Here is a 2,817-nt window from a genome sequence, read left to right on the forward strand (position 1 = left end):
AAGATTCTCGTACTCCAACTTTAAGATACGAAAGTTTTCTTTATTTTCATCAAACTGTTTTCTTGAATAGTCTAATTGGATTATTAAATCTTTTTCGGAAATTATGGTTTTAATTTTTTCATTTATAGAGGGCGTTGAATAGTTTGTTATTTCCTCTATAATTTTTACGATTTTTTCATCTTCTAAATGCCCAAGTACTTGAAGTGAGCTCTTTGTTTCTGAGATGGTGTTTGGATCATATTTTATAACATCAATAGGATCCGTAATAGTAGTTGATTGATTAGTTTCTGTAGGTGAAACATGTTTTTTGATTTTCTCAGTAATCAGTGCATTCTTTTCCTTCTCTAAATATTCAAGCATCCGGAAATTAGTAGTAATTTGCCGTTGTTTGTCATTTATTCTTGCAAGAATGGCATCGATTTTATCTTTCGGAAAAGCTACATGAGATTTATAGAATTTTTTAAATTTCACTTCAATCGGTAATTCTTCAGAAATAACGGGAATGTTAAAATTTGAGCAAATTCTGTAGAACTTACTTATTTTATATCCTAGTAAATATTCTACTTCACTAATTAAATAATAATTCGAATTGTAGTAGTTATATAAATCCGTTCTCCTTTTAACAAAATCATCAATCTCATCCTTGGGCCAATAATTTTGACCTAATGGAGAAATTTTTATAGGAGGGATCCTAAGTTTAGCCATATATCTATTAATATTACTTGGTATATCAAGCAATTCCATTAATTGTCTAGAAGTATAATATTCAGTTAAAACATTATTAGTTTCCGCTAGATCGTGATATTGTTTCTTTAGATTGAGAAATTGTTCCTTATCATAGAAAATAATGGCACTCGCAAACTTATATACGTTATCAATAGGCCTTGTATGGATAGGGGTTAATTTACGAATAAGTTTTTTAGAATATCCTAAGGCTTTTATTTGACCACCAGTTATTTTGGTTTCAAGGTTATGTTCATAATTTTTATCTATAATATTTTTCAAGGAATCTATACTTGATTTGTCATAATAATTAATTCCATATTTCCCTTTTGAAGTTAATGCAATGTCATATTCTTGAATTACCTTTTTGAACTTTTTAGTATTTGTATAGCCTAAATGTTCTTTAGCATCCTTTTCGCAGATAGTATGAGTTAAAATTTTTCTGGATTTTAACTTTCCCTCCACTTCGACTTTATCATAAAAGGCGAGCACCCCAGCGTACTCATTAATTCTATCGATATGTTCTGCCTTAACCTTTTGAAGTACTATCCTATCATTTTTTTTAAATCCTAGTTCCTGCACTTGCTGAGTGCTCAAACGATTGGCTTTATTAAATGAATACCTTTTTTTAACTAAGCCAATAAAGGATTTTATATCTGATTCCTTATAATACTTGAAAGAGCTATATCCTCTTTTTACTTCTTTAATATCACAATCATTTAATGCTTGTTGAAGTTGGTGGTGGGTTTTAAAACCCACTAATTCCATTATTTGCGAAAGTGATAATAATTCACAACTACAGTTTTTAGATGCTAAATATGCATTTACTTCTAATTTGTCATAGAAATAAGAGACTCCAGTAAAAGTCCTATATCTATCGAAAAGCTCAGTATGTTCGCTCTTAAGAATATCTCTATCGTGTTGAGTGCATCCTAACGTGATAAGTTCTTTAGGAGTATATTTATTTAAGCAATTGTCTTTATATCGTTTTTCAAGAACATTCCGTAAATTGTTTATAATATTAGTATCATAAACAATTTCTCTAGAACTATTAATACTTACTTTTTGTATTAAGGCTTCTTTAAGAAATAATCTAGTTTGATATATCGATAAGTTAAGGAGGGTTGAAACCTCTTTTAATGTCATATGATTAGGCAAGTCCTACACTTCCTTTAGTATGTCATAATTATTAATTGCTAAATTCATAGAGCTAAGTAATGTATTTTCATCTACATAACTTAATGCAGACTGTAAGCTTCTATCGCCTCTAGCTAATGCAATTTGGGTAGGAGTTAGACCCAAATCTATTAATATGTTCGTGAAAACGCCCCTGCCAATATGTGTAGACCATTTATTGTTTGTTAACAGTATATAATCTTCGACTTGATTTTTTGCTAGTAAGTCATTTAAAAACTGTTGTTTAATCTTATCAATTTTTGCTGAATATCTTTTGCCCCTTAAAGCTTTAAAGTTCCTCGCTGAGATAAAAAGTGCTTCGGAAGTTCCTTTAGTTAATTTGGTTAGCATTTTTAGGTGTTCTTCATACAGGGGCTTTATAATTTCGGGGCAAATACATATTTGATCTCTTGGATATTTAACTTGAATATCAGCCTTATTTATTGCATCTGCAAATAAGATGTTTTGATTGTCTCTAATCTCAATTATTAGGTTACTATTAGCCCACTTTAAACTAGAGCATTTTAAGTTAATGACCTCAGAACGTCTTAATCCTCCAAAGAATTGTAAAGCTATACCTAATGCCATTAATGGTTCAATACGCTTTGCTGTCATAATAAAATCTATAATTAGTCTATTTCTATTTTTACCGAAGTCTTTAATAACATTATTTTGAATGGAATTTCTTATTGGTAAAATAATATCTAAGTCATTAGTGTTTTCAAAAATATTCGTCTCAATTTTCCGGCTTTTTCGGCCGTAATAAACAGTCTGGTAATTTACACTAAAGACCTCATTAATTATTTTTTCTGATCTCAACCAATGGAAAAGTTTGTTTAGATACTGTATCTCAGTTTTTACATATTCACTCTTTAATTCACCTGCTCTACTTTTTAATGATAAATAGGAAATATAATC

Annotated in this window: 2 protein-coding genes; both read right to left on the reverse strand. The window is 29.5% G+C overall.

The annotated features are described in order from the left end of the window. Positions 1-1,869, reverse strand: a 1,869-nt coding sequence (locus tag ACQGS6_RS25880) for a helix-turn-helix transcriptional regulator (protein WP_426965842.1), incomplete at its 3' end; no start/stop codon positions are given. Positions 1,870-1,884: 15 nt separating this feature from the next. Continuing rightward, positions 1,885-2,817, reverse strand: a 933-nt coding sequence (locus ACQGS6_RS25885) for a site-specific integrase (RefSeq protein ID WP_426965844.1), incomplete at its 5' end; no start/stop codon positions are given.

Source organism: Bacillus sp. GMs2/2 (assembly GCF_050172095.1).
GTDB classification, from domain to species: Bacteria; Bacillota; Bacilli; order Bacillales; family Bacillaceae_G; genus Bacillus_A; species Bacillus_A cereus.